The sequence below is a fragment of the Ornithinimicrobium flavum genome, from assembly GCF_004526345.1.
GTDB classification, from domain to species: Bacteria; Actinomycetota; Actinomycetes; order Actinomycetales; family Dermatophilaceae; genus Ornithinicoccus; species Ornithinicoccus flavus.
On the sequence record NZ_CP038213.1, the window covers coordinates 22143 to 45872 of the forward strand.

Below are 23730 nucleotides of genomic sequence, written 5' to 3' on the forward strand. Positions count from 1 at the left end.
GAGAGACCGCGATCACCCAGAGCCTATTCGTAGACCAGCTTTTGCGGGCCGGGGAAGATCCAGGACAGGCCGTCCCCGAGCCGGTCGCGCCAGTTCTCCCACGAGTGCCCGTCGCGCGACTCCACATACCGGACCTGCGCCCCCGTGCTCTCGAAGACCGGCACCATCGAGCGGTTGGGCACGATGAGCGGCTCGTAGACCCCGCACGTGATGAACATCCGCTCGGCCACCATCTTCGGCTTGGCGCGGTAGGCGTTCATGAACTTCACGACCGGGTCGAAGGCCGGCCCGCCGCCGTGGTCGCTGCCGATGTCGGTGAAGACGAACGACCCCGACTGCAGGAAGAGGTTGCCCCACGTGCCCTTGCTGCGGGCCGCCGTCGACAGCGACGCGACCCCGCCGAAGCTCGCACCCATGAGGCAGCGCGCGTCGGGGCGCCGGACGAGCGGCAGGCTCTCCTCCAGGTGCGGCAGCAGCTCGCGGGTGAGGTGCCGGGCGTGCGGGGCGTAGTTCGGGTACTCCCGCAGCCGGTCGCCGGGGTTGGAGAAGACGACGACCGTCTCGGCCATGTCGAGCTCGTGGATGAGGTTGTCCAGGACGGTCCGCATCGCCGAGTAGGTGAGGTAGTCGTCGCCGTCGTGCACCACCAGCAGCGGGTAGGTGCTGCTGCGCCGGAAGCGCGCGGGCAGGTAGACGCGGTTGTGCGTCGTCCGCCGCAGCGCCTTGCTGGGCAGGATCAGGTCGATCAGCTCGCCGGGGCGGGCGTCGGCCTGCGGGTAGACCCACTCCGGCACCTCGTACCCTGCGGCCTGGCAGACACTGGAGGACCCCACCGGGCTGTGCGCCACGTGCGGGTTCAGCGGGTCGTTGAAGGTCTCGACCGCGGCGCCGAAACGCACCTCGATCTGGTACTCCACCCGGCTTGCCGCGGGCAGCTCGATGGTGACGTACCACAGGTCCGTCCCCTCGATCCGCTTCATCGGCACGTGCTGCGGCTGGTTGACGATGCGGTGCCGGACGGCGACCCCGTCGGCCTCGCCGCGGTGCAGGAAGGTGCACTTGGCCCCCTCGACGATCGGCACCTCGTGCTGGGCGAGGAAGGCGCTGACCTCCTCCGCGGTGACCGACCGGGCGCGCAGCTCGTTGATGGCCAGCTTGCCCTTGTGCCGCGGGGTCATGGGGTATGGGGTGGGCTGGCTCACGAGGCCACCTCCGTGAGCTTGGTGGCCCGCCCGTCCGCGGTGAGCACCCGGGCCTTGCCGGTCCCGGGGAGCTCGCCGTCGGCGGTCAGCGTGACCTGGGCCCCCTCGTCGAGCAGGACGGGCACCCTGGGGGTGCACCGACTCACCAGCGACCGGGTGCTCGGGAGGTCGGTGAGGTCCAGCCGGTCCTTGGCGTTGGGGAAGGCCACCAGCCCCCGCGTCAGCCCCATACCGTCCATGAGCAGCTCGGAGATGCCGGGCGCCACGACGCTGAAGTCGTGGAAGAGGACGACCCGCTCGGTCAGCGCCATCGCGCCCGCCCCCCAGGCCAGGACCGGGCGGTAGACCCGGGCGGTGGTCACCACCTCGCCGTCCTGCTCCTCCTCGTGCGGGGCGGCCAGGGCCGGGGCGAGGTTGAAGATGTGCATCGCCCCCAGCAGCACACCCACGTGACCGCCGGGGATGGCCACGGCGTCGCACTCGGCGATGAGCTGCCCCACCGGGCCCGGCCCTCCAGGACCGCGGGCCGGTGCTGCGGCTCGTAGCGGGCGTAGAAGTCCAGGTGCACCTCGTGGACCCGCTGCCGGTGCCGCTCGTCCATGTCGCGCAGGATGTCGAGCACGTCGTGCAGGGCCATCTGCTGGATCTCCGGGAGGACCGGCCGGCGGGCCGTGATCCGGTGCGCGGCTTCGACCGCCTGCTGCAGCCCGATGACGTAGAGCTCCTGCATCTCGGCCAGGCGGCGCCGGCGCTCGCGGTCCCCGTGCGCGAGCTCGGGGTCGGCCTCCCACAGCTGTTGCATCCGGCTCCACAGCTGGAGGTTGACGGTCCTGCCGCCGAGCAGCTCGGACAGCAGGGCGTCGTCGTTCTCCCGGTCGCGCCAGCCCGCGGTGACGGTGGCGAAGCGCGCGTCCCGGAGCCCCAGCTGCTGCCGGACACGGGGCAGGCGCGGGTTGCGCTGCGGGCCCAGCAGGGTGATGCGGGGCTCAGCCGGCATGGACGTGCACCGTGCGCCCCACGTCGTCGAGCATGTGGCGCAGGGTGTCGTAGTCGGGGTGGCGCATCCGGACCCACGCGTTGGCCATGAAGCCCGCCTCGATCGGCTGCGTGCCCGTGCCCGGGTGCGGGAGGTGCGCGTCCATGATCCAGCGGCCGTAGCGGTTCTCGATCTCCTCCAGCCCGCTGTAGCCTTTGATCACGCCGTCCCGGTCGGGCCGCAGGGCGATGATCCCGGCGCTGTGGCTGCGGGAGGGCTGACGGCGCAGCGCGCCGTGCACGATCGCGTCGGCCCAGGCGGCGTAGACGTCCATGTCGTTGGCCGCGCAGTAGAGGTCCCAGCACCCGACGCCCGGCGGCCGGCACCCGATCTCGGAGAACTTCAGCCCCTTCGGCCCGTGGAACCACTCCATGTGGGTGGCGGACGTCCCGATCCCGAGCGCGGCGTTGACCCGGTGGCCCATCTCCCGGATCTCGTCGTAGAGCCCGCCACCGTCGATCCGGTTGGTGGCGATGAACTGCGGGCTGATCCACCGCGTGCGCATCGCCTCGAGGACCCCGGGGTAGTAGTGGGAGGCGAAGTCGACCGCGATCTGCCCGTCGATGCTGATGGTGTCGTAGAAGCCCTCGTGCCCCTCGATGAACTCCTCGACCGCGATGGAGCGGTAGCCGCCCATCCGGTCCAGGGCCTCGCGCAGCTCACCGTCGTTGTCGACCCGGCTGGTGCCGGCGGCCCCGGCGGCGTCACGCGGCTTGAGGATGAGCGGGTAGCCCACCGCCCGCGCGAACGCCCACACCTCCTCCGCGCTGTCGGCGCCCGTCGACGCGGCTGTCGGCACCCCGGCCTGGCGCAGCGCCTCCTTCATCGAGGGCTTGTCGCGGCACAGCCAGGTCGTGCGCACCGACGTGCCCGGTATGCCGAGCGCCTCGCGCACCTGCGCGGCCACCAGCTGGTGGGCCTCGATGGTGGACTCGAGCCGGTCGACCCACACCATCCCCTGGACCTTGCGCACCGCCTCGGTCATCTGCTGCAGGTCGGTCACCGACCCCACCTGCTCGTAGTGGACCATCCAGTCCCGCAGCTGCTGGTCCAGGTAGTCCCAGGGGGTCTCGCCGATGCCGATGACGTTCGCCCCCGCCTCCGCCAGGGCCCGCGGGAACTCGCGCTGGTTCTTGGGGAAGTGAGGCTCGACGAAGACGATGTTCACGCCGCCGAGCCTGCCACAGGGAGGTGTCGCACCGCTATCCACCACGCGCCCGACGTGCGCCCGGGAGGGGGTCGCCCTCGCGATCCCTACGGATGACCCTGTGCGGACGGGCACCGGCGGCGCCCATGCACGCTTGTGCACGTGATGCACGGTTGTCCAGCGTGCATGTGGTGCATTTCGGTGCATCGGGCAGGGAGGGTCGGCGGGGGCGAGGCCCATGCACGGTGATGCACGTGATGCACGGTTGTCGTGCGTGCATGTGGTGCATTTCGGTGCATCGGCCGGGAGCGGCCGGCGCGTGACGTCAGCGGCGGGCGAGCTCGTCGAAGGCCCGGGCGACGACCTCGGCGTAGACGTGCATGCCGTCCAGGTCGGGGTGGACGCCGTCGCTCTGGAGCGCCTGCGGCTGCTGGGAGATCGTGGCGTTCCACTGGCCGACGACCGCGTTGGGGTAGTCGGCGACGACCGCGCGGATCGTCTCGTTGGAGGGCTCGAGGAAGGAGGCCTGCACGTAGAGGTCCATGACGACGACGTTGCGGCCGGTGCCGAGCGCGTCCAGCGCGTCGCGCAGACCCTGCTCGTCGACCCCGGCGTTGGTGCCGAGGTGGAGCACCACGTTGTCCTGCACCTGGCCCGCGGCCAGCGCCTCGCTCAGGATCGCGGGGGCGTCACCCCACTGCCGGTTGGACTTGGCCACGAAGCCGATCTCCGGGAAGCGGAAGGCCAGTCCGTCGGCGCTGGTCACGACCAGCGAGTCCCCGAAGGCTGTGATGGCGCTGCTCTCCGGGACGAGCAGGCCGTCGGCGTCCGGCGCGAACGTGGAGCCGTTGATCTCGACCGCGCCCTCGACGTCGGCGGGCGGGTCGGCCTCGGCGGCGTCCTCGGAGCCGTCGTCCCCGGCCTCGTCATCCGTCGTGTCACCCTCGGTGCCGGCCTCAGCCTCACCCTCGGCGACAGTCTCACCACCGTCGCTGTCCGGAGCGGCGTCGCCACCGTCCCCGGCAGCCTCACCCTCGCCGGCAGCCTCGTCTCCAGCGGCCCCGTCGGCGGCGGCCCCGTCGGCGGCGGCGCCCAGGCCGAGCAGCGAGCCCAGCTGGGCGGCGGGCCGACCGGCGCCCTCGGCACCGGCGCTCGCCCCGTCGGCGCCTTCCCCGTCGGCGCCTTCCCCGTCCCCGTTCTCCGCGCCAGCGTCACCGTCCTCACCCGACCCGGCACCGAGGCCGAGCCGCTCCTCGGTCTGCTCGATCTGCCGCTGGGTCTGCGACTTCTCGGGGGCGGTGGCGAGCGCGACGGCGGTGCCCAGAAGCATCAGGGCGAGGCCGGCGGCGACCAGGCGGGGCAGCCGGCTGTGCTCCCAGGGGGTGGTCACCCAGGACGAGAAGGCCCGGATGCTGGCGCGGAAGCCGCGCCGGCGCACCGGCCGCTCCACCAGGCGCAGGGACAGCTCGGACAGCACGAGGGTCACCGTCAGCGCGCCCAGGACGACCATGACCGCGCGGGTCGTGCCCGGGGCGTACGGCACGAGCGCGCCGGCGATGACGATGACGGGCCAGTGCCAGAGGTAGATGCCGTAGGAGCGCTCGCCGATCCAGGCGAGCGGCCGCAGCGACATCAGACGCCGCCAGCCGGACGGGCTCTCCAGCAGCCCCGCGATGAGCACGACCGTGGCCAGGCTGGCCAGGGCGATGCCGCCCCGGAAGGTGAAGGCGGAGCCGTCGCCGAGCCAGCGCATGAGGGCCACCAGGACGAGCAGCGCGGCGAGCACGGCGGGGGCCCGCCAGCGGCGCCATACCCGGGTCCGCAGGCCGGCCCGGTGCTCGGGGTCGGCCCAGGACAGCGCGAGTGCCGCCCCGAACATCAGCCCCATGAGGTGGGTGTCGGTGCCGTAGTAGACGCGGGTCGTGTCGGCGCCGCCCAGCGACAGGATCGCCATGAGCAGCGTGGAGGCGACACCGATGCCGGCGACGGCGAGCACGCGCTGCTTGGTGGTGCGGGTCAGCGCCAGCGCCAGGATGAGGCTGATCGGCCAGAGCAGGTAGAACTGCTCCTCGACCGCCAGGCTCCAGAAGTTGACGAAGAGGATCGGCGAGGTGCTGTGGAAGTAGCTGGCCCCGGCGGCGATCTCCAGCCAGTTGCTGGTGAACGTGAGGGCCCCGAGGGTCTGCCGCCCGATGCCGACCAGCAGGTCGCCGCCGACGAGCCGGGCGACCGCGACGCTGGTGACGACGACCAGGAGCAGGGCGGGCAGGAGCCGGCGGGCCCGGCGTCGCCAGAAGCCGAGCAGGTCGACGCGGCCGTGCTGGTCGACCTCGCGGAGCAGGAGGGTGGTGATGAGGAAGCCGCTGACGACGAAGAAGACGTCGACGCCCAGGAACCCGCCGGGCAGGGAGGTCGGCCAGTAGTGGAAGAGCAGGACCGCGATGACCGCCAGGGCCCGCAGGCCGTCCAGCCCGGGGATGTGCCCGGGACGCGGGGAGACACCGGTGGGTCCGCGGCCGCCCCGGCGGGGACGACGGGCGGGGCGGCGCTCCAGGAGGGTCGTCGTGCCCTCGTGCCGCGTCGCGGCCGGCGGTCTCACCTCGTATGCCGTGCGCCCCGGGTCCACGAAGGCCCGCTCGTCGCCGGCGTGGTGCGGCGGGTGGTGCGGCTCGGGCTCCTCCGGGAGCGGGAGGTGTTCACGGTGCGCGGGCACGGACATCGGCGGACCCACCTCCTTCACCCACAGGTCGAGGTCTCGACGTCAGGGTAGGTCGGCGTCCGGGCTGGTCGAGGGAGGTCGTCGGTGTGTCGCCCGAGACGCTTGTGACCTGGGTGGGGCGGCGGTACCGACGCCTGGGGGTGCCACCGCGGAGGGAGGGGCTGACCGGCCTGTGACACGCCGACGGGCGCCGCCCCCGGAGGGACGGCGCCCGCAGGTGGCGCGTGGGTCAGCCGGTCACGGGGTCAGGCCCGGGACCCGTCCTCGTCGGTGCGGTCCGAGGAGCCGAGCATCGGACCGTCGCCGCGCTCGCGGGCGGCCTCGATCTCCTCGGTGGGGGACTCGCCCTCGCCCTGCTCCTCGATGGCCGGGGGCTCCTCGGCGCCGAGCTCGTCGATCTCCTCGGAGTCGAGCATCCGCACGTCACCCGGGTCGCCCGCCGCGGCGGGCGTGCCCGTGGTGCCGGAGGTGTCGGTGGCCGCGGTGCCGGTGCCCGCGGCGGCCCCGGCCAGGGGCGCGTCCGTGACGGAGGCATCGGTGACACCGGCATCGACACCGGCGTCAGTGGCCGCGGACCCGGTCGTGGCGGGCACGACGGGGTCGGTGGTGGCCATCTCGGTCGCGACCGGCGTGGTCCCGACCGGGGTGGTCCCCACGGCCGTGGTGTCGGCCGCGGCGGTGCTGGCCCACGGGTCGGCGGCCGGGGCCGGGGTGGCCCACGGGTCGGTCGCGGGAGCCTTCTGCTGCTGCGACAGCCACCAGGCCACGCCCGCGCCGACGGCGGCGAGCAGGCCCAGGGTGATCAGGGCGCCGCCCTTCTTCTTCCGCTTCTTCGGGGAGCCGGTGATCGCGGCGACGACCCCCTCGTCGCGGGTGAGGACGCGGTCCTTGCCGGCCTGCACGTCACCGAGCATGGCCTGGATCTTCGGCAGCAGCTCCTCGTTGATGACGTCGCGCAGGTGGTCGACCTTGGGCGCCATCGCGGCCACACCCTCCTGGGCGCGCGGCACGGCGGAGTCGATGCCGTGGTCCACACCGGCGACGGCGCGGTCGCGGGTCTCGGTCGCCCGGTCGCGGGCGGCCGCCGCGAGCGCCGCCAACAGGGCAGCACCGGCACCGGCGGTCTCGCCGGCGCGCTCGCCGAGCGGGCCGGTCTTCTCGCGGAGCAGGTCGGCGCCCTCGCGCAGCGCCTCGGCGGCGTGGGCGCTCTGCGCGCGCGCCTCCTCGGCGGCCTTGTGCGACAGCTCGCTCGCGCGGGCGGACGCCTTGTGGGACACCTCGCCCGCCCGGGCGGAGGCCTTGTGGGTGGCCTCGGCGGCCTTGCCCCCGGCCACGCCGGCGAGCGCGGCCACCGCGCCGCCGGCCTTGTCGGCACGCCGGTCGAGGTCCTTGCGGCCCAGCCCCGCCGCCTTGCGGCTGTGGCCACGGGCCTTCTCCGCAGCCTTGGCGGCGGTGTCGCGGTCCTTGGTGGCGGCGCGCAGCGCCTTGGCCTTGGCCTTGCGGGCGTGGCGCTTGCCGCTCTTGTCGTCCTGCGGGGCGGTCACCTCGGCCAGGGTCGCCAGCACCGCGGCACCGAGGTTACGGGCGCCGGAGGCGGCGCTGGCGCCAACCTCTCCGGCATCCTTGCGGGCCTTGGCGGCCTGGGCCGCGGCGCGCTCGGCATCGGTCTTGAAGAACACGTCTGTCCCTCCTTCGTGGGTTGGCTCCATCCTCGCACTCCCACCAGCGCAGGACCACCGGGGGACCCGCGTGACCGCATACCCGGGTCCGGTCGCCCCGCCCGGTCCATCCACCCGCGCGTGCGAGGATGAGGGCATGAACGTCACGTTGCACACCAACCACGGCGACATCAACGTCGAGCTCTTCGAGCACGCCGCGCCCAAGACCGTCGCCACCTTCGTCGGCCTGGCCACGGGTGAGAAGGAGTACAAGGACGAGGCGGGCCGCACCAACCCCCAGCCGTTCTACGACGGCCTCACCTTCCACCGGATCATCCCGGGCTTCATGATCCAGGGCGGCTGCCCGCTGGGCGAGGGCTTCGGCGGCCCCGGCTTCCAGTTCGACGACGAGATCAGCCCCGACCACAACTTCAACCAGCCCTACATGCTCGCCATGGCCAACGCCGGCAAGCGGATGGGCAAGGGCACCAACGGCTCGCAGTTCTTCATCACGGTGGACGCCACCACCTGGCTGCAGGGCAAGCACACGATCTTCGGCCAGGTCGCCGACCAGTCCTCCCGCGACGTGGTCGACGCGATCGCCGCGGTGGAGACCGGCCGCAACGACAAGCCGGTCGAGCCGGTCGTCATCGAGCGCGTCTCGGTCTCCTGACCCGAGCGCTCACCCCTCGCACGTGAGCAGCGCCCCCGCACCCGGGCCGTCCGGCTCCCCGCCGGACGGTCCGCCGGTGTGCCCGCGGCACCGCGACCGCGTCAGCTACGTCAGCTGCCAGCGGTGCGACCGCCCGACCTGTCCCGACTGCCAGCGGCCGGCCGCGGTGGGCATCCAGTGCGTCGACTGCGTCAAGGAGGCGGGGCGCTCCACCCCGACGCCCCGGACCCGGTATGGCGCTCCCGCCCGGGCGGACGGCCGGCCGCTGGTCACGTGGACCCTCATCGGCCTGTCCGTCGCGGTCTTCCTTGGGCAGGTCTCGCTGTCCGGCGTCACCGAGCGGTTGTCCTTCATCGGGGTCCTGGCCGGCTCCGAGCCGTGGCGGTTCCTCACCTCGGCCTTCGTGCACTCCCCGACCCAGCTGCTGCACATCGCCTTCAACATGTACATCCTCTACGCCTTCGGCCCCGTGCTGGAGCAGGCGCTGGGTCGGGCGAAGTTCCTCACCGCCTACCTGCTGTGCGCCGTGGGCGGGTCGGTGGGCGTGCTGCTGCTGGCCCCGCCCCGGCCCGGCTGGTTCGTCAGCGTCGTCGGCGCCTCGGGGGCGATCTTCGGCCTGCTCTTCCTCTACGTCGTCATCGCGCTGCGCCGCGGGCAGGTGCCGACCGCGCTGCTGGTGATGATCGGCATCAACCTGGCCCTGCCCTTCTTCGTCGGCGGCATCGCCTGGCAGGCGCACATCGGCGGGGCGGTGACCGGGGCGGCCATCGGCGGCCTGCTCACCCTGCTCGCCGCCACGGGCCGCTCGGCGCAGGCCGAGCGACGCCGCCGGCTCATCTGGCCGGCGCTGGGTGGGGTCGCCGTCGTGCTCGTGGGGCTGGCGGTCTGGCGGCTGCTCGCCGTGCTCGGGCCGGACGCCTTCTCGCTCTCCCTCTGAGCACCCCGGGGTTGTCCCCAGGGTGCGAGTTACACCCGTGTAGTTATCCCCATACTGGGGACAACCTGTGGATAACTCAGCGCCAACGGGTGGCCATGACGAAGCCGACCATGATCAGCCCCATCCCGATCCCGAGGTTCCAGTAGCCGATGGACCCGATCGGCAGCGCTCCGCTGCTGATGTAGAAGGTGGCGACCCACAGCACCCCGAGGATCATCAGCCCGGTCATGACCGGGACGTACCACGACGGGTTGCTCGGCAGGCTCTGGGTCTGGGGGGCGACCTCGCTGGTGCGCTGGGCCCGCTGACGGGCACCCTTTCGTCCGCGGGACTCGGGCACGGGGGATCTCCTTGGAACGCCGGTCGGTGGTTCCGGTCAGGATACGCGGATACGCTGGCCCGGATGGACTCCGACGCTCCCGACCGGGCCCCGAGGACCGGGCGCCAGCGCGCCCGGGTCGTCGGGGTGACGGTCGTGTGCCTGCTCGCCGGGATCCTCTTCGGCACGAGCGCGGCCCTGGCGCGGCAGGACCGCGACGGCTCGCCCACCGACCTGGTCGAGCTCATCCAGCAGCGCGACCAGCAGGTCCAGGAGCTGGCCGAGCAGGCGGACGGGATCGGGGACGAGGTCGCCGCCCTGCGGGCCGAGTGGGCGAGCAGTCGGACCGGCCGCATCCTGCAGCAGACCGACGAGCTGGCCGCCGGCGTGGGCCTGGCCAGGGTGAGCGGCCCGGCGGTGTCGGTGACCCTCGACGACGCCGGCTACACCCTCGCCACCATCCCCGAGGGCTACTCGGTGGACGACGTCGTGGTGCACCAGCAGGACCTCCAGGGCGTCATCAACGCGCTGTGGGCCGGGGGCGCCGAGGCCGTCATGGTCATGGACCAGCGGATCGTCTCGACCAGCTCGGTGCAGTGCGTCGGCGCGACGCTCTACCTGCAGGGCCGCGTCTACTCCCCGCCCTACACCGTGACCGCCGTCGGCGACCCCGAGGAGATGCTCGCCGCCCTCGACGCGGACCCGGTCGTCACGACCTACCGCGCGTGGGCCGACGCGGTCGGGCTCGTGTATGCCGTGGAGGAGCTCGGCGAGACCGAGCTCCCCGCCTTCGCCGGGACGTCCCGGCCGCAGCACGCCCGGGTCATCCGGGAGGGCTGAGCGCCGACCTCACTCGTCGTCCGGCGGCGGCTCGGGGATGGTGGGGTCCGGATCCGTCGGCTCGGGGGTGGTGGGCTCCGGGGTGGTGGGCTCGGGCGTGGTCGGGTCGGGGGTCGTGGGCTCCGGGGTGGTGGGCTCCGGCGTCGTCGGCTCCGGGGTCGTGGGGTCCGGGGTCGGCTCGGGCGCCGGCTGGGTCACCGTCTCCCGGACCGTCTCGGTCGCCGTCTGGATCGGCTCGAGGGCGACGGTCAGCACGACCTCGGTGCCCTGGTCGACGACCTCCCCCGCGTCGATCGACTGCGCGATGACGGTGCCCGGCTCGGCCTCGGACGTCCGGACCTGCTCCATGGTGAAGGTGAGCGTCTGCTCGTCGAGCATGATCGCGGCCGTCGTCTGGTCCTCCCCGACGACGTCCGGGACCTCCACCTGGCCGGAGGAGACGGTCAGCACGATCTCCGCGTCGAGCCGGACCTCCTCACCGGCCTCGGGGTCGGTCGAGATGACCCGGCCCTCCTCCCAGCCGGGGTCGTCCTCCTCCTCCGCCTCGTCCCGGACGTTGGTGAAGCCGGCCCGCTCCAGGGTGTCCCGGGCCGCCTGCTCCTCCATGCCCTGCACCGACGGGATCGCCCGCGCGTCCGGGCCGGAGGAGATGACGAGGAGCACCTCGGACCCCCGGGGCGCCTCCCCGCCGGGCGGGTCCTGCTCGACGACGTTGCCCACCGGTTCGTCGCTGGCCCGCTCCGAGGCGTCCACCGTGAAGCCGGCGCTGGTCAGGACGGTCCGGGCCTGCGCCTCCGGCCGCCCGATCGTGGAGGGGACCACGACCATGTCGGGCCCCGGGTCGTCGTCCGGGCCGAAGACCAGGAAGAGGACCCACGCCATACCGGCGATCGCCAGCAGGGTCATGGCCCCCAGGAGCAGCAGCGCCCCCCGGTGGCGGCGCTCGCGGACCGGCAGCTCGTCGGTGCGTTCGTAGCCGTCGTCGCGCACGGCCGGGCGGGCGACCGGCGCGGCCCCCATCCCCGCCAGCGGGCTGCCGGTCGCGTCCAGCTGGTCGGCCGGGGAGGTCCTGGGCGTCTCGGCCCACCCGCCCCCGCCCGCGGGGACGGCCTGGGTGGCCCCGGCGTCCTGGGAGCGGGCGATCGCCGCCGCCCCGGCCCCCGCGGCCCCGATGCCGAGGACCCGCTGGTAGGTGGCCAGCGCGGCGTCGGACACCGGCTCCTCGGCGCGGGCGGCGTTGAGGTCGGCGCGGAAGTCCGCGGCGCTCTGGTAGCGGTCCTCGGGTCGCTTCTCCAGCGCGTGCAGCGTGACGGCGTCGAGGGCCTGGGGCAGCTTGGCGTGGGTCGACGGGGCCTTCGGGGCCTCCCCGAGGTGCTGGTAGACCAGCGACACCGGGTCGCCCTGGAAGGGGGTGCGCCCGGCGAGCAGCTCGTAGAGCAGGCAGCCCACGGAGTAGAGGTCGGACCGGCCGTCGACGTCCAGGCCCTGGGCCTGCTCGGGGGAGAGGTAGCGGGCGGTGCCCATGACCGCCTGCGTCTGGGTCATCGTCGCGGCCGTGTCGGCCAGCGCCCGGGCGATGCCGAAGTCCATGACCTTGACGGCCCCGGCCTCGGTCACCATGACGTTGGCCGGCTTGATGTCGCGGTGCACCAGCCCGCGCTCGTGGGCGTACTCCATGGCGGAGAGCACCGCGGCGGTGATGCGGGCGGCCTCGTCCGGGTCGAGCGGGCCGCGCTCGTTGAGCAGCTCGCGCAGGGTGGACCCGTGGATGAACTCCATGACGATGTAGGGCACGTGCAGGGGCGCGCCCCCGCCCTGGTCGGCCACGAGCTGCTCGCCGGAGTCGAAGACCCCGACGATGCAGGGGTGGGACAGGCCCGCCGCGGCCTGGGCCTCCCGGCGGAAGCGCGCGAGGAAGGAGGAGTCGCGGGCGAGGTCGGTGCGCAGGATCTTGATGGCCACCGTGCGGCCGAGCCGGAGGTCGTGGCCCACGTGCACGTCGGCCATCCCGCCGCGGCCGACGAGCTCGCCGACCTCGTAGCGGCCGCCGAGCGTGCGCGGCTCCTGGGGCTCGAGGCGGGGGGTCGCCTGCGTCCGGTCCGGGTCGCTCATCGGTCCACTCCTGCCTCGAGCATGGCCCGCGCCACCGGTGCGGCGACGCTTCCACCGGTCTCGCCGGTCCAGTTGTCGGTGGCCGACTCCACGACGACCGCGACCGCGATCTGCGGGTCGTCGGCCGGGGCGAAGCCGGTGAACCAGGCGTGGGCGGCGCCGTTGGTGCCGAACTCGGCCGTGCCCGTCTTGCCCGCCACCGGCACCCCGGGAAGCGCGGCGCCCTGCCCGGAGCCGCGCTCAACGACCAGCTGCATCATCTCGGTCAGCGCCTGCGCCGTCGACCCGGAGACGGCCCGGCCCAGGGTGCGCGGGTCAGTCTGGTCGATGACCTCGAGGTCGGCGTTGCGGGTGGTGTCCACGAGGTAGGGGGTCATGACCACCCCGTCGTTGGCGATGCCCGCCGAGATCAGCGCGACCTGCAGCGGGGTGACCCGCACCTCGTGCTGGCCGATGCCGGTCAGCGCGAGCTGCGCGTCGTCGATGCCCTCGGGGTAGGACGAGGCGGTGACGTCCATCGGCACCTGCAGGGTCTGGCCGAAGCCGAAGGCCTCGGCCTGCTCCCGCAGCGCGTCGGCGCCGAGCTCGCCCGCGAGCCAGGCGAAGGAGGTGTTGCACGACACCTGCACCGACTCGGCCAGGGTGGGTCGGTCCTCGGGGTCGCAGGCGGCCCCGCCGAAGTTGGGCAGCGTGGTGCTGGTCCCCGGCAGGGTGTAGGTGACCGGGCCCTCGAGCTCGGTGTCGGGGGTGAAGTCCCCGCTCTCCAGGGCCGCGGCCGCGGTCACCAGCTTGAAGACCGAGCCGGGCGGGTAGAGGTCGCCGGCGATGGCGCGGTTGACCAGCGGACGCTCCGGGTCCGCCTCGAGCGCGCGGTAGGCCTCATCCACGGCGGTGAGGTTGTGGCTGGACAGCGCGTTGGGGTCGTAGGCCGGGCGGCTCACCATCGCCAGGATGGCGCCGGTCCGGGGGTCGATGGCGACGGCGGCGCCGCGCCGTCCGTCGAGCGCGGCCACGGCGGCGTCCTGGACGGCCGGGTCGATCGTCAGCTCCAGGGTGGCCCCGGCGGTGGGGCGGCCGGTGACGACGTCGACGAGCCGCTGGTAGAAGAGGCTGTCGTCGGTGCCGGCGAGCACGGCGTTGCGTGCGCGCTCCAACCCCTGGCCGGCGCCGTAGGTGAAGGAGTGGTAGCCGGTGACGTGGGAGTAGCGGTTGGGGCTGTCGTAGACGCGCAGCCACTCCAGCTCGTCGTCGACCCGCTCGGAGCGGGCCACGGCCGTCCCGTCGACGAGGATGGCCCCCCGGTCGCGGCTGTAGCTGTCGATGAGGGTGCGCCGGTTGCCGGGCCGCTCCCGCAGGTCGTCGGCCTGGACGAACTGGATCCAGGTCGTGGCGACCATCAGGGCGGTGAACATGGCCAGCACGACGACGGCCAGGCGACGGATCGGGGTGTTCATCGCCCCCCTCCGCGGCCTGGGCGCGGTCGATGCTCGCGTCCTGCCGGCGCTCGGAGATCGGGCGCCGGGCGTGGTCGCTGATCCGCAGCAGCAGGGCCACGATGATCCAGTTGGCCAGCAGCGAGGACCCCCCGGCGGACAGGAAGGGCGTGGTCAGACCGGTGAGCGGGATGACCCGGGTGATGCCGCCGACGATGACGAAGATCTGCAGGGCCATGGTGAAGGACAGCCCGACCGCGAGCAGCTTGCCGAAGCCCTCCCGGGAGCCGATGGCCGTCCGCAGCCCGCGCTCGACGAGCAGGGCGTAGAGGGCGAGCAGGGCGAAGAGCCCGATCATCCCGAGCTCCTCGCCGAAGCTGGCGACGATGTAGTCGCTCCCGGCGAAGTAGGTGATGTAGGGATACCCCTGCCCCAGGCCGGAGCCGAAGATCCCGCCGTGGGCCAGGCCCATCAACCCCTTGGCGATCTGGTCGGACTGCTCGGGGGCGAAGGGGTCGAGCCAGAGGGTCACCCGGCGCTGCACGTGGTCGAAGAGCCGCCAGGCGAGCACCGCCCCGCCGAGGAAGAGCGAGATCCCGATGACGATCCAGCTGGTCCGCTCGGTCGCGACGTAGAGCATCGCCACGAAGAGGCCGAAGAAGAGCAGCGAGGAGCCGAGGTCGCGCTGCAGGACGAGGATGAGCACCGACAGGGCCCACGCGACCAGGATGGGGCCGAGGTCGCGGGCGCGCGGCAGCTGCAGCCCCAGGATCCGCCGGCCCACGAGAGAGAGCGCGTCGCGGGTGGTGACGAGGTAGCCGGCGAAGAAGATCGCCAGCGCGATCTTGGCCAGCTCACCGGGCTGGAAGGACAACCCGAAGACGCTGATCCACAGCCGGGAGCCGTTCTCCTCCCGCCCGATGACGGGCAGCATCGGCAGGAGCAGCAGGACGAAACCGGCGGCCATCGCGATGTAGGTGTAGCGCCGCAGCAGCCGGTGGTCGCGCACCACGACCACCACGGCGGCGGCGATGACGACGGCGAGGCCGGTCCACATGAGCTGCCGGGAGGCGACCCCCTCGGTGCCGCCCGCGACGTCGACGAGGTCGATCCGGTGGAGCATCACCAGACCCAGCCCGTTGAGCAGGGTGGCCAGCGGGAGCAGGAGCGGGTCGGCATACCGGGCCCGCCAGCGCAGGACCCCGTGGAGGAACAGGGCGAAGCCCCCGAAGATCCCCACGTGCCACCAGGCGTCCGCGGGCATGACCCCGTCGACGGCGAGGTTGACGTTCGCGTAGGCCAGCGCCACGATGCCCACGGCCAGCAGGAGCAGCACCAGCTCGAGCGTGCGGCCGCTGCGGACGCGGAAGCTGGTCACCGTCGACGGGGACGGCGTGGTGGCGGTGCTCACGGGCATCCCTCCGGCCAGACGACGACGGCGGTGCCGACGGGCGAGGTGGGGGTCGGCGTCGCCGCGTCGGTGGTCGCCGACGGCGTCGGGTATGCGGTGCCGCCGGCCCGGTCCGTGCCCAGGTCGCCGGCCAGGGGCCCCAGCCCGACCTCGAGCGCCCGGCGCATGATCTCGTCCACGTCGGCGGTGCCCGCGGCGAGGTCGCCGGCGGTGGCACCGGTCGTGGTCGCCACGTCGTCGCGGGCGGCGTCCTCCTCCTCCTGCAGGGCCCGGGCGCGGGCCAGGCTGTCGGCGGTCAGCAGGGCCAGGTCGTCGGGGATGGCGGTCGTGGTGGACCCGTCGGGCAGCAGCACGATCGGGGAGCAGGCGCCCCGGGCGAGGGCGCGCAGGTCCTCGACGAGGCGGTCGGCGCCGGCGCGGTCGTCGGCGCTGAGCGTGCGCCGGACCTGGTCGCGGTAGTACGCCGGCAGGGCCTCGACCCGGATGTCGGTGCGCTCCTCGGCGGTGGACAGGGACAGCGGCCCCAGGTCCTGGGACAGGCCGCGGAAGACGGTGACCTGCCCCTCGTCCTCACCGACGAAGTACTGCTGCTGGCTCCAGGTCCACCCCGCCCAGCCACCGGCGCCCAGCACCGCCAGCACCGCCAGCGAGACCACGGAGGCCCGCAGCGCCCGCACCCAGGGCCGGGTCTGCTCCTCCGCCAGCAGCGGGGCGTCGGGCGGCTCGGCCCGGCCGCTCGCCTCCCGGGTGAGCTGGGCGGCCTTCTCGGCCGGGGTGGGCGGGCTGATGACCTGGGTGCCGCGGCGCTCGCTCGCGGCGCCGACGACCTGCGGCCGGGTGGTGCCGTCGCCGGAGGGGACGACGTCCACGACGACGACCGTCACGTTGTCGCGCGTGCCGGCCCGCAGCGCGGTCTGGATGAGGCTGTCGGCCACCTGGCCGGGGGTGCGGTCGGGGTGCCGGAGCAGCTCGCCGACGGTCTCCTCCGTCACGTAGTCGGTGAGGCCGTCGCTGCACAGCAGCAGGCGGTCGCCGGTGCGCACCTCGCGCAGCGACAGGTCCGGCTGGTCCTCGGGCCGCCCGGTGAAGACGCGGGTGACCAGGGAGCGCTGCGGGTGGTGCAGGGCCTCGTCCTCGGTGATCCGGCCCTCGTCGAGCAGCTTCTGGACGAAGGAGTGGTCCTTGGTGATCCGGGTCAGCCGGCCGGCCCGCAGCAGGTAGGCCCGGGAGTCCCCGATGTTGGCGACGGCCAGCTTGCTGCCGCTGCGGACCATCGCGATGCAGGTCGTCCCCATGCCGTCGGAGTCGGGGTAGACCTCCATAACGTCGGCGAGCCGGTCGTTGGCCTCCTCCAGCGCCTGCCCCAGCACGTCGAGGACGTCGTCCGCGCCGTGGGACTCCCCGTCGAGGTGCACCAGCTCGCCGATGACGAGCGAGGAGGCGACGTCGCCGGCCGCGTGCCCGCCCATGCCGTCGCACAGCACCAGCAGCTCGGGCCCGGCGTAGGCGGAGTCCTCGTTGCGGGACTTGCTGCCGAGCCCGACGTTGGTGCGGGCCGCGTAGCGGAAGGCGACGAAGGTCGGCATGGATCAGCGGCGCAGCTCGATGACGGTCTGCCCGATCCGGATCTGGGCCCCCGGGTCCAGGCGGGCGCCGGTGGTGATCCGCCGCCCGTCGACCTCGGTGCCGTTGGTCGAGTCCAGGTCGTCGGCGTACCACGCGCCGGCCCCCGCGTAGATGCGCAGGTGCCGCCCCGAGGCGTAGTCGTCGGTGAGGACCAGGGAGCACTCCGGGTTGCGCCCGATGAGCACGCCGGCGTCGTGCAGGGGCACGGTCGTGCCACGCAGCCGGCCCTCGGTGACCACGAGGCGGGTGGGGGTGTCGCGGCGCTGGCGTCGCTCCCCCCGTGACTCCCGGGAGCGGGGCGGGCCGGCGTTGCGGCTGAGCACCCGGGTGCCGTAGAGGTCGCCGCGCAGGACACCCACGACCGAGAAGACGAAGGCCCAGAGCAGGACGACGACACCCAGCCGGATGAGGTTGAGCGTGAGCTCGCCCATCACCCCTCCAAATGGACCACGATGTGGGTGCGGCCCATGGTGATCCGGTCGCGGTCGCGCAGCTCCTCGCTCCCGACCTGCTCGCCGTTGAGGTAGGTGCCGTTGGTGGAGCCGAGGTCGCGCAGGACCACCTGCAGGTGCGGACCGTCGTGGCTGATCCGGATCTCGGCGTGCCGGCGGGAGGCGCCCGCGTCGTCGACGACGACGGTGCAGCCCTCGTCGCGGCCCAGGGTGGTGACGGCCCCGGTCAGCGGGATGCGCCTGCCCTCGATCTCCAGCGTCACCGGCGAGCTGCCGGAGGAACGTCGGCGGCGGGGGGCGGCGTCACCGCCGGCGTCGACGGCGCGGGTGCGCTCGACCAGCGGTGCACCTGCCGCACCGGCCGCGGCGGCGCCGCGCTCGGGCCGGTAGGCGGCCATCGGGTCCGCACCCCGGGCCGCGCCGCGCGGGTCGGCGGGCCCGCCCTGCTGCCGGCGGCGGTCCAGCTCGCGGGAGGCGTCGGCATACTCCCGGGCGCTGCCCCCGCCCCGTCCCTGGCGACCGTCCTTGGCGGCCGGGCGGACGCGGAAGATGCCGGTCTCCAGGTCGTCGCCGGAGACCAGCCGGACCTCGAAGGGGCCGGGCGCGACATACCGCTGGGCGTCGGCGTGGTCCTCCGCCGCGGCGACCAGCTCGTCGGTCAGCGCGCGGTCGTAGGAGTCCAGCCGCTCGAAGTCGGTGGGGGCCAGCTCGATGGTGAAGACGTTGGGGACCATGGTGCGGCCCGGGCCCAGGACGGCGGCGCGGTCGTCCATCGACCTGCGCATCGCCGAGGCGATCTCGACCGGCTGGACCTCGGCCTTGAAGACCCGCGCGAACGGTTGCTTGACGGCACGCTCGAGCCCCCGCTCGAGCTTGTCGAAGACTCCCACGGCGCTCCTCCTGGTCGGTTGGTGCCGGCAGGGCGTCACTCCTGCCCCACTGGATCGTACTGTCCGGCGCTGGCAGAAGCCTGCAGGCCGACCTGCGCCCCGCCCCGCCCGGTGAGGGGCGGGCCCGGGCGGTGGACCGGCCTCGACACCAACGCGAACGGTCCCGGTCAGAGTGCTCTGACCGGGACCGTTCCTGTGTGCGCGAGGGGGGAGTTGAACCCCCACGCCCTTTCGGGCACACGGACCTGAACCGTGCGCGTCTGCCTATTCCGCCACTCGCGCGAGTGCCGGGCAACATTAGCACGGGGGCGACCTGGCCCCGAAATCGCCGCCGGTCTGTCAGGAACGCGCGTCCGGTCTGTCAGGAACTCGCGTCCGGTCCGTCAGGAACTCGCGTCCGGTCGGTGGGGGTGCCGGCCGTCCGGCACCCGCAGCGTCCAGGCGCGCGGCTCGTGCCGCCACGTCCGGTCCAGCGACCGGTCGTCCTCCACGTCGCCGTCGGCGTTGACCCGGAAGGCGTCCTGCGGCGTGCGCGCCTCGACGCGGACCTCCCGCCCCCGCGTCGTAACGACGTCGGACCGGCGGGTGTGCCGGCCCCTGCGCAGGTCCCGGGCGAAGCCGATCCTGGCCCACGGGGTGGCGCTGAGCGCCACGACGACCTCGACCTCGTCGTCCCCGGGGTCGGCGCCGGGCGCGATGGGGGTGCCGCCCCCGACCGAGGAGCCCACCGCCACGCTCACCATGAGGACGCGCTCGGACCCGTCCGCCACCACCTCCCCGTCGACCACGACCCGCAGCTGCCAGCCGGTCGAGGTCAGACCCGCGCGCAGCGCACCGACGAGGTACGCCGCCCGCCCCAGCACCCCCTTGACCTCGGCCGCGTGCGCGGTCGCCTCGGCAGCGACCCCGCAGTGGACGGCGTTGACGACCACCGCCCCGCCCGGCTCCCGGAGCAGCCCTCGGGCCGCCGGGCGCCCCGACAGCGCGACCTGCGCCGCCGCGTCCGGGGACAGCGGGAGGCCCGCCCCGCGGGCCAGGTCGTTGCCCGTGCCCATCGGCACCACCCCGACGGCCCCGCACCGGCTCAGCAGGTCCAGGTCGGCCAGCTGCTGGAGCAGCCGGTGGACCGAGCCGTCCCCGCCCAGCACGACCACGTCCCGGCCCTCGGCGGAGGCGACCGCCGCCGCATACTCCTCGTCCGTCGCCGGCGCTAGGACCTGCGTCCCGGACGGGCTGCGCGCGGCGAGCGCACGGCATACCCGGTCCACCACGTCGTCGTGCGCGGTGCCGGCACCGGGGCTCGCCAGGACCAGGACCGGGCGGTCGGTGCTCACGTTGCCTCCAGGTGCAGCCTCGGACCGAGCCTACGCCCCGCCCCCGTCACGGGGCCGGCGACGGCCGGCCACGGCACACTGGGAGGTATGACGTACACCCCCTCCCCCTCCCGCTACGACTCGATGCTCTACCGCCGGGTGGGCCGCTCCGGCCTCGACCTGCCCGCCGTGAGCCTGGGCCTGTGGCACAACTTCGGCGACGACGTGCCCTTCGAGCGCCAGGAGCAGGTGCTGCGGACGGCGTTCGACCTGGGGATCACGCACTTCGACCTCGCCAACAACTACGGCCCGCCCTACGGCGCCGCGGAGGAGAACGTCGGGCGTCACCTGCGCCGGAGCTTCGCCGGGCTGCGGGACGAGCTGGTCATCTCCAGCAAGGCCGGGTGGGACATGTGGCCGGGCCCGTACGGCCAGGTGGGCGGCTCGCGGAAGTACCTCGTCGCCAGCCTCGACCAGTCGCTGCGCCGGATGGGCCTGGACTACGTCGACATCTACTACCACCACCGGCCGGACCCGGAGACCCCGCTCGAGGAGACGATGGGGGCGCTGGACGCGATCGTGCGCTCGGGCAAGGCGCTCTACGTCGGCATCTCCTCCTACTCGGCGCAGGACACCCGCCGCGCGGCCTCGATCCTCGCCGACCTCGGCACGCCGCTGCTCATCCACCAGCCGTCCTACTCGATGCTCAACCGCTGGACCGAGGAGGAGGAGCTGCTCGACACGCTGGAGGAGGTCGGGGCGGGCTGCATCGCCTTCTCGCCCCTGGCGCAGGGGATGCTCACCAGCAAGTACCTCGACGGGGTGCCCGAGGGCTCCCGCGCCACCCAGGGCAAGAGCCTGTCCACCGACCTCATCACCGACGAGGTCGTCGAGCACCTGCGCGCCCTGGACGCCATCGCCGGCGAGCGGGGGCAGACCCTCGCCCAGCTGGCGCTCGCCTGGACGCTGCGCGACCCGCGGATGTCCTCGGTGCTCGTCGGGGCCAGCAGCCCCGAGCAGCTGGAGCAGAACGTCGCCGCCCTGCAGCGGCTCGAGCTGTCGGCCGAGGAGCTGGAGCGCATCGACGCCCACGCCGTCGACGCCGGCATCGACCTGTGGCAGGGCGCCCGGGTGGGCTGACTAGCCGATCTCGTCCTCGACGAGGTCCTTGACGGCGGTGGAGCCCGCCAGCATCCCGGAGGCGATCGCCTGGGCCACTGAGGTCATCGGCATCGGCAGGGCCTCGACGTGGGCCATGTCGCCGGCCGCGTAGACCCGGGGCAGGCTGGTCCGGCAGCTCTCGTCGACGCGCGTGCAGCCCGACTCGTTGAGCCCCAGCGCCAGCTGCTCGGCGAAGGGCGCGGCCTGGCGCATCGTCGTCGGCGTGAAGAGCCCGTCCACCCGGACGGGGTCCCCGGCGGCCAGCCGCACCTCCAGGCCGTCGCCCGCGCGGCCGACGCCGGTGACCCGCTCGGTCCGCACGGTCGTGACGAACGACGGCAGGTCCGCCGGCGGCTCCTCGCCGTGGGTGAGCACCACGAGCTCGGCGGCCACCGGGCGCAGGATCCCCGCGAGGTGGGTCGCCGGCTCCGCGCCCAGGATCGCGACCCGTCGCCCGGCGAACTCGTGCCCGTGGCAGAACGGGCACTGCGCCACCAGGTCGCCCCACAGCTCCGCGATCCCGGGGATCTCGGGCAGCCTGTCGCGCACCCCGGTCGCCAGGATCACGCACCGGGTCCGCAGGCTGGTCCCGTCCTCGAGCTCGACGAGGTATGCCGTGCGCCCGCTCTCCCCGGTCGTCCCCTCCGCAGGGCGCAGCGAGGTGACCCGGCCCTCCCGGACCTCGACGGTGGGGTAGGCCCGCAGCTCCTCCCGGGCCAGCCGCCGGAACTCCGCGGGGTCGGTGCCGTCCCTCGTGATGAGGTTGTGCAGGTGGGAGGCGGGGGCGTTGCGGCCCTGCCCCGCGTCCACCAGGACGGTGTCGCGGTGGACGCGGCCGAGGGTGAGGGCGGCCTGCAGGCCGGCGGGCCCGCCGCCCACCACGACCACCTCGTGCTCCGGCGGGTCGGTGTCGCGTGCGCTGTCGGTCATGGGGGCGATGCTGCCCTGCCCGGGCCCGCCACGCACGCCGGGGTCAGGCGGCCAGCAGGTCGTCGATCTGGTTCAGCGCCCCGGTGGCACCCTCCTGCACGCCCATGTCCACGACCTGCTGCAGCGCCTCGGCGCTGTCGTAGACCGAGACGTACACCGCCCGCGTGCCCCCGTCGGCCTCCTCGAAGGTGTAGGTGCTGACGGAGACCGGCATGTCCTCGACCGGGCGGAGGTCGTCGTCGGCGAAGCCGTCGCGGAAGCTGAAGCGGCGGGGCGCGTCGACCTCGGTGACCTCCCACCACCCGCCGTAGCGCTCCCACTCGGGGCCGGTCATGTAGTAGGTCATCCGGCCGCCGGGCTCCAGGGCGTGGTCCACGAAGGTGGCGGGGTGCGTCGGCGGGCCCCACACCTTCTCGAGCTGACGCGGGTCGGCATACAGGGCCCACACCCGCTCGACGGGGGCGGCGAAGTGCGCGGTGATGGTGATCGTGCGGGTGTCGGGGTCGATGGTGACGTCGGTGACGGGCATGTCAGGTCTCCTCCAGGAGTGCGTCGATGCGGTCGATGCGACCGCGCCAGATGTCCTCGAGCTCGGCGAGCATCGAGGTGACGGAGCGGACGGCCTCCACGTCGCCGCTGGCCAGCTGCTGCCGGCCGGCGCGACGCTTGGTGATCAGGCCGGCCCGCTCGAGCACGGCGACGTGCTTCTGCACCGCGGCGAAGCTCATGTCGTAGCGCGCCGCCAGGGCGGAGACGGAGTGCTCGCCCGCCAGCACGCGGCGCAGGATGTCGCGCCGGGTGCGGTCGGACAGGGCGTGGAACATCGCGTCCGCGCGCTCCTCGCTCGTCCCGTCCACGGGGACAACATACAACCGAGTGGTTGTATGTTGTCAAGAGGTCGGTGGGGCGACCCACCCGGGACAGTCGTGGATGGCCGCCCCGGCTCCCGTCAGGACCGGCTCAGGGCCGGCTCAGGCCCGGGGTGTCGGGACCACCATGATCGGGACCGCCGGCGCTCGCACCGGGCTCTTCCGGGGCGGCCTGACGTGCGAGCTGGAACATCAGCCAGCCACCGATGAGGTCGAAGGCCCCGATGCCCAGGACGAACCACGTGAGGACGCCGGTGTCGCCCGCGAGCCAGCGCTGCAGGCCGAAGACGGTGAGGACCAGGCCGATGATGACGTAGAGCCAGCCCCGGCGGCGCAGCGTCCTCGGCGAACGTCGTGGGTCGGGCTGCGCCGGCGCCGCACCGGGAGCCGTGGCGTCCGTCGCGCCGTCGGCGCCGCCCTCGCCGGCGCCCGTCGCGCCGAACCCCGCCCCGCCCGGCCCCGCTCCGTCACCGGCGCCCGCCGCATACCCCTCGGTCATGCCGCCCGACCCCGGTCCGGCGCCCTCCGCGCCCAGCCGACGGGTGAGCTCGCGACCGGCCTGGTCGTCGAAGGTGCCGTCGAAGGTCGACCCGGTCTGGTTGTCGTAGGCCTGGTAGCCGGTCTCGTCGGCGACGATGGCGACGGTGCGGCGGACCAGGTCGTGGAAGGCGGGCAGGTCCTCGCGCCCCCAGTAGGGGAAGCTGACGGAGGCGGACCGGTCGTAGAGCTCGACCTGCATGCCGCTGTCGAGCGCCGTGAGCTCGCCGACGACGTCGCCGTCGGTCTCCTCGGCCACCCAGACCTCGACCGGCTCGGTCAGCTGCTCGCGCAGACGCGCCTCGATCCGCCGGAAGGTCGCCACCCCGGAGTCCAGCTGGGCCCGGTCCATCTCCGGGCCCTCCTGCTGGTCGGCCTCGATCACGCTGTCCCAGTCCTGGCCGGGGGTCCGCGGGTAGAGGGAGATGTCGTAGCTCATGGCCCCATCCTGCCCGCCGGGCCGGG

General features: G+C 73.7%; 21 protein-coding genes, 1 tRNA gene and 2 pseudogenes. 4 read left to right on the forward strand and 20 right to left on the reverse strand.

Annotated features, from left to right (window positions below):
- Nucleotides 1–23: 23 nt before the first annotated feature.
- The 6 genes from E3Z34_RS00120 to E3Z34_RS00145 form a co-directional block, all read right to left on the reverse strand.
- Nucleotides 24–1202 carry an alpha/beta hydrolase gene (locus E3Z34_RS00120; protein WP_134771961.1) on the reverse strand — a complete coding sequence of 393 codons (1179 nt, stop codon included), beginning with the start codon at nucleotides 1200–1202 and terminating at the stop codon, nucleotides 24–26.
- The gene (locus E3Z34_RS00125) at nucleotides 1199–1630 is read right to left on the reverse strand and encodes a hypothetical protein (protein WP_158288543.1); all 432 of its coding nucleotides are present in this window, start codon (nucleotides 1628–1630) and stop codon (nucleotides 1199–1201) included. Before E3Z34_RS00125 ends, E3Z34_RS00120 begins: the two co-directional genes overlap by 4 nt.
- On the reverse strand, nucleotides 1561–2199 hold the full coding sequence (locus tag E3Z34_RS00130) for a hypothetical protein (RefSeq protein WP_134771963.1): 639 nt from the start codon (nucleotides 2197–2199) through the stop codon (nucleotides 1561–1563). Before E3Z34_RS00130 ends, E3Z34_RS00125 begins: the two co-directional genes overlap by 70 nt.
- Entirely contained in the window at nucleotides 2189–3406 is a 1218-nt protein-coding gene (locus E3Z34_RS00135; RefSeq protein ID WP_134771964.1) for an ATP-grasp domain-containing protein, read from the reverse strand. The genes E3Z34_RS00130 and E3Z34_RS00135 overlap by 11 nt, the downstream gene beginning before the upstream one ends.
- Before the next feature lie 304 nt (nucleotides 3407–3710).
- On the reverse strand, nucleotides 3711–6104 hold the full coding sequence (locus E3Z34_RS18045; RefSeq protein ID WP_202976989.1) for an acyltransferase family protein: 2394 nt from the start codon (nucleotides 6102–6104) through the stop codon (nucleotides 3711–3713).
- Between the two features lie 245 nt (nucleotides 6105–6349).
- Nucleotides 6350–7783 (reverse strand): hypothetical protein, encoded by a 1434-nt coding sequence (locus E3Z34_RS00145; protein WP_134771965.1) that lies wholly within the window; start codon nucleotides 7781–7783, stop codon nucleotides 6350–6352.
- 136 nt (nucleotides 7784–7919) lie between these two features.
- Between E3Z34_RS00145 and E3Z34_RS00150 the strand changes: the two genes are divergently transcribed.
- On the forward strand, nucleotides 7920–8435 hold the full coding sequence (locus tag E3Z34_RS00150; protein ID WP_134771966.1) for a peptidylprolyl isomerase: 516 nt from the start codon (nucleotides 7920–7922) through the stop codon (nucleotides 8433–8435).
- Between the two features lie 22 nt (nucleotides 8436–8457).
- Nucleotides 8458–9372 carry a rhomboid family intramembrane serine protease gene (locus E3Z34_RS00155; protein WP_134771967.1) on the forward strand — a complete coding sequence of 305 codons (915 nt, stop codon included), beginning with the start codon at nucleotides 8458–8460 and terminating at the stop codon, nucleotides 9370–9372.
- Nucleotides 9373–9448: 76 nt separating this feature from the next.
- On the opposite strand, the gene E3Z34_RS00160 is transcribed toward E3Z34_RS00155, so the two are convergent.
- On the reverse strand, nucleotides 9449–9712 hold the full coding sequence (locus E3Z34_RS00160) for a cell division protein CrgA (RefSeq protein WP_134771968.1): 264 nt from the start codon (nucleotides 9710–9712) through the stop codon (nucleotides 9449–9451).
- A gap of 63 nt (nucleotides 9713–9775) precedes the next feature.
- Between E3Z34_RS00160 and E3Z34_RS00165 the strand changes: the two genes are divergently transcribed.
- Nucleotides 9776–10531 carry a DUF881 domain-containing protein gene (locus E3Z34_RS00165; protein ID WP_134771969.1) on the forward strand — a complete coding sequence of 252 codons (756 nt, stop codon included), beginning with the start codon at nucleotides 9776–9778 and terminating at the stop codon, nucleotides 10529–10531.
- A gap of 9 nt (nucleotides 10532–10540) precedes the next feature.
- Here the strand turns inward: E3Z34_RS00165 and pknB are convergent, their stop codons facing one another.
- The 9 genes and pseudogenes from pknB to E3Z34_RS00205 all read right to left on the reverse strand — a co-directional run bounded on the left by pknB (nucleotide 10541) and on the right by E3Z34_RS00205 (nucleotide 19789).
- On the reverse strand, nucleotides 10541–12643 hold the full coding sequence (gene pknB / locus E3Z34_RS00170; protein ID WP_134771970.1) for a Stk1 family PASTA domain-containing Ser/Thr kinase: 2103 nt from the start codon (nucleotides 12641–12643) through the stop codon (nucleotides 10541–10543).
- Nucleotides 12640–13584 carry a penicillin-binding transpeptidase domain-containing protein gene (locus E3Z34_RS19620; RefSeq protein ID WP_338043758.1) on the reverse strand — a complete coding sequence of 315 codons (945 nt, stop codon included), beginning with the start codon at nucleotides 13582–13584 and terminating at the stop codon, nucleotides 12640–12642. Before E3Z34_RS19620 ends, pknB begins: the two co-directional genes overlap by 4 nt.
- 171 nt (nucleotides 13585–13755) lie before the next feature.
- Nucleotides 13756–14097: pseudogene (locus tag E3Z34_RS20010) on the reverse strand (penicillin-binding protein 2); the annotation flags it as partial.
- A gap of 7 nt (nucleotides 14098–14104) precedes the next feature.
- Nucleotides 14105–15493, reverse strand: a pseudogene (locus E3Z34_RS00180) (FtsW/RodA/SpoVE family cell cycle protein); the annotation flags it as partial.
- Nucleotides 15484–17073 carry a PP2C family protein-serine/threonine phosphatase gene (locus E3Z34_RS00185; RefSeq protein ID WP_134771972.1) on the reverse strand — a complete coding sequence of 530 codons (1590 nt, stop codon included), beginning with the start codon at nucleotides 17071–17073 and terminating at the stop codon, nucleotides 15484–15486. The pseudogene E3Z34_RS00180 and the gene E3Z34_RS00185, both read right to left, overlap by 10 nt.
- Before the next feature lie 3 nt (nucleotides 17074–17076).
- Nucleotides 17077–17544 carry an FHA domain-containing protein FhaB/FipA gene (locus E3Z34_RS00190; RefSeq protein ID WP_134771973.1) on the reverse strand — a complete coding sequence of 156 codons (468 nt, stop codon included), beginning with the start codon at nucleotides 17542–17544 and terminating at the stop codon, nucleotides 17077–17079.
- The gene (locus tag E3Z34_RS00195; protein WP_134771974.1) at nucleotides 17544–18455 is read right to left on the reverse strand and encodes an FhaA domain-containing protein; all 912 of its coding nucleotides are present in this window, start codon (nucleotides 18453–18455) and stop codon (nucleotides 17544–17546) included. Before E3Z34_RS00195 ends, E3Z34_RS00190 begins: the two co-directional genes overlap by 1 nt.
- A gap of 198 nt (nucleotides 18456–18653) precedes the next feature.
- Nucleotides 18654–18737, reverse strand: a tRNA-Leu gene (locus E3Z34_RS00200).
- A gap of 101 nt (nucleotides 18738–18838) precedes the next feature.
- Nucleotides 18839–19789, reverse strand: a complete 951-nt coding sequence (locus E3Z34_RS00205; protein ID WP_134771975.1) for a diacylglycerol/lipid kinase family protein — start codon at nucleotides 19787–19789, stop codon at nucleotides 18839–18841.
- An 87-nt stretch (nucleotides 19790–19876) separates the two neighbouring features.
- On the opposite strand from E3Z34_RS00205, the gene mgrA reads away from it, so the two are divergent.
- A complete protein-coding gene (gene mgrA, locus E3Z34_RS00210; RefSeq protein WP_134771976.1) occupies nucleotides 19877–20908 on the forward strand; it encodes an L-glyceraldehyde 3-phosphate reductase in 1032 nt (343 codons plus the stop codon).
- Here mgrA and E3Z34_RS00215 read toward each other — a convergent pair whose 3' ends face one another.
- The 4 genes from E3Z34_RS00215 to E3Z34_RS00230 form a co-directional block, all read right to left on the reverse strand.
- Nucleotides 20909–21859, reverse strand: coding sequence for an NAD(P)/FAD-dependent oxidoreductase (locus tag E3Z34_RS00215; RefSeq protein ID WP_134771977.1), 951 nt, complete (start codon nucleotides 21857–21859; stop codon nucleotides 20909–20911).
- A 43-nt stretch (nucleotides 21860–21902) separates the two neighbouring features.
- A complete protein-coding gene (locus E3Z34_RS00220) occupies nucleotides 21903–22388 on the reverse strand; it encodes an SRPBCC family protein (RefSeq protein ID WP_134771978.1) in 486 nt (161 codons plus the stop codon).
- A gap of 1 nt (nucleotide 22389) precedes the next feature.
- On the reverse strand, nucleotides 22390–22683 hold the full coding sequence (locus E3Z34_RS00225; RefSeq protein WP_134774645.1) for an ArsR/SmtB family transcription factor: 294 nt from the start codon (nucleotides 22681–22683) through the stop codon (nucleotides 22390–22392).
- A 136-nt stretch (nucleotides 22684–22819) separates the two neighbouring features.
- Entirely contained in the window at nucleotides 22820–23704 is an 885-nt protein-coding gene (locus E3Z34_RS00230) for a hypothetical protein (RefSeq protein ID WP_134771979.1), read from the reverse strand.
- Nucleotides 23705–23730 lie beyond the last annotated feature (26 nt).

Coding starts and splice junctions, on each gene's coding strand:
- E3Z34_RS00125 (WP_158288543.1), bottom strand. CDS start 1,630: ATGCACATCTTCAACCTCGCCCCGGCCCTGGCCGCCCCGCACGAGGAG.
- E3Z34_RS00130 (WP_134771963.1), bottom strand. CDS start 2,199: ATGCCGGCTGAGCCCCGCATCACCCTGCTGGGCCCGCAGCGCAACCCG.
- E3Z34_RS18045 (WP_202976989.1), bottom strand. CDS start 6,104: ATGTCCGTGCCCGCGCACCGTGAACACCTCCCGCTCCCGGAGGAGCCC.
- E3Z34_RS00150 (WP_134771966.1), top strand. CDS start 7,920: ATGAACGTCACGTTGCACACCAACCACGGCGACATCAACGTCGAGCTC.
- E3Z34_RS00165 (WP_134771969.1), top strand. CDS start 9,776: ATGGACTCCGACGCTCCCGACCGGGCCCCGAGGACCGGGCGCCAGCGC.
- pknB (WP_134771970.1), bottom strand. CDS start 12,643: ATGAGCGACCCGGACCGGACGCAGGCGACCCCCCGCCTCGAGCCCCAG.
- E3Z34_RS00185 (WP_134771972.1), bottom strand. CDS start 17,073: ATGCCGACCTTCGTCGCCTTCCGCTACGCGGCCCGCACCAACGTCGGG.
- E3Z34_RS00190 (WP_134771973.1), bottom strand. CDS start 17,544: ATGGGCGAGCTCACGCTCAACCTCATCCGGCTGGGTGTCGTCGTCCTG.
- mgrA (WP_134771976.1), top strand. CDS start 19,877: ATGACGTACACCCCCTCCCCCTCCCGCTACGACTCGATGCTCTACCGC.
- E3Z34_RS00215 (WP_134771977.1), bottom strand. CDS start 21,859: ATGACCGACAGCGCACGCGACACCGACCCGCCGGAGCACGAGGTGGTC.
- E3Z34_RS00220 (WP_134771978.1), bottom strand. CDS start 22,388: ATGCCCGTCACCGACGTCACCATCGACCCCGACACCCGCACGATCACC.
- E3Z34_RS00225 (WP_134774645.1), bottom strand. CDS start 22,683: ATGTTCCACGCCCTGTCCGACCGCACCCGGCGCGACATCCTGCGCCGC.
- E3Z34_RS00230 (WP_134771979.1), bottom strand. CDS start 23,704: ATGAGCTACGACATCTCCCTCTACCCGCGGACCCCCGGCCAGGACTGG.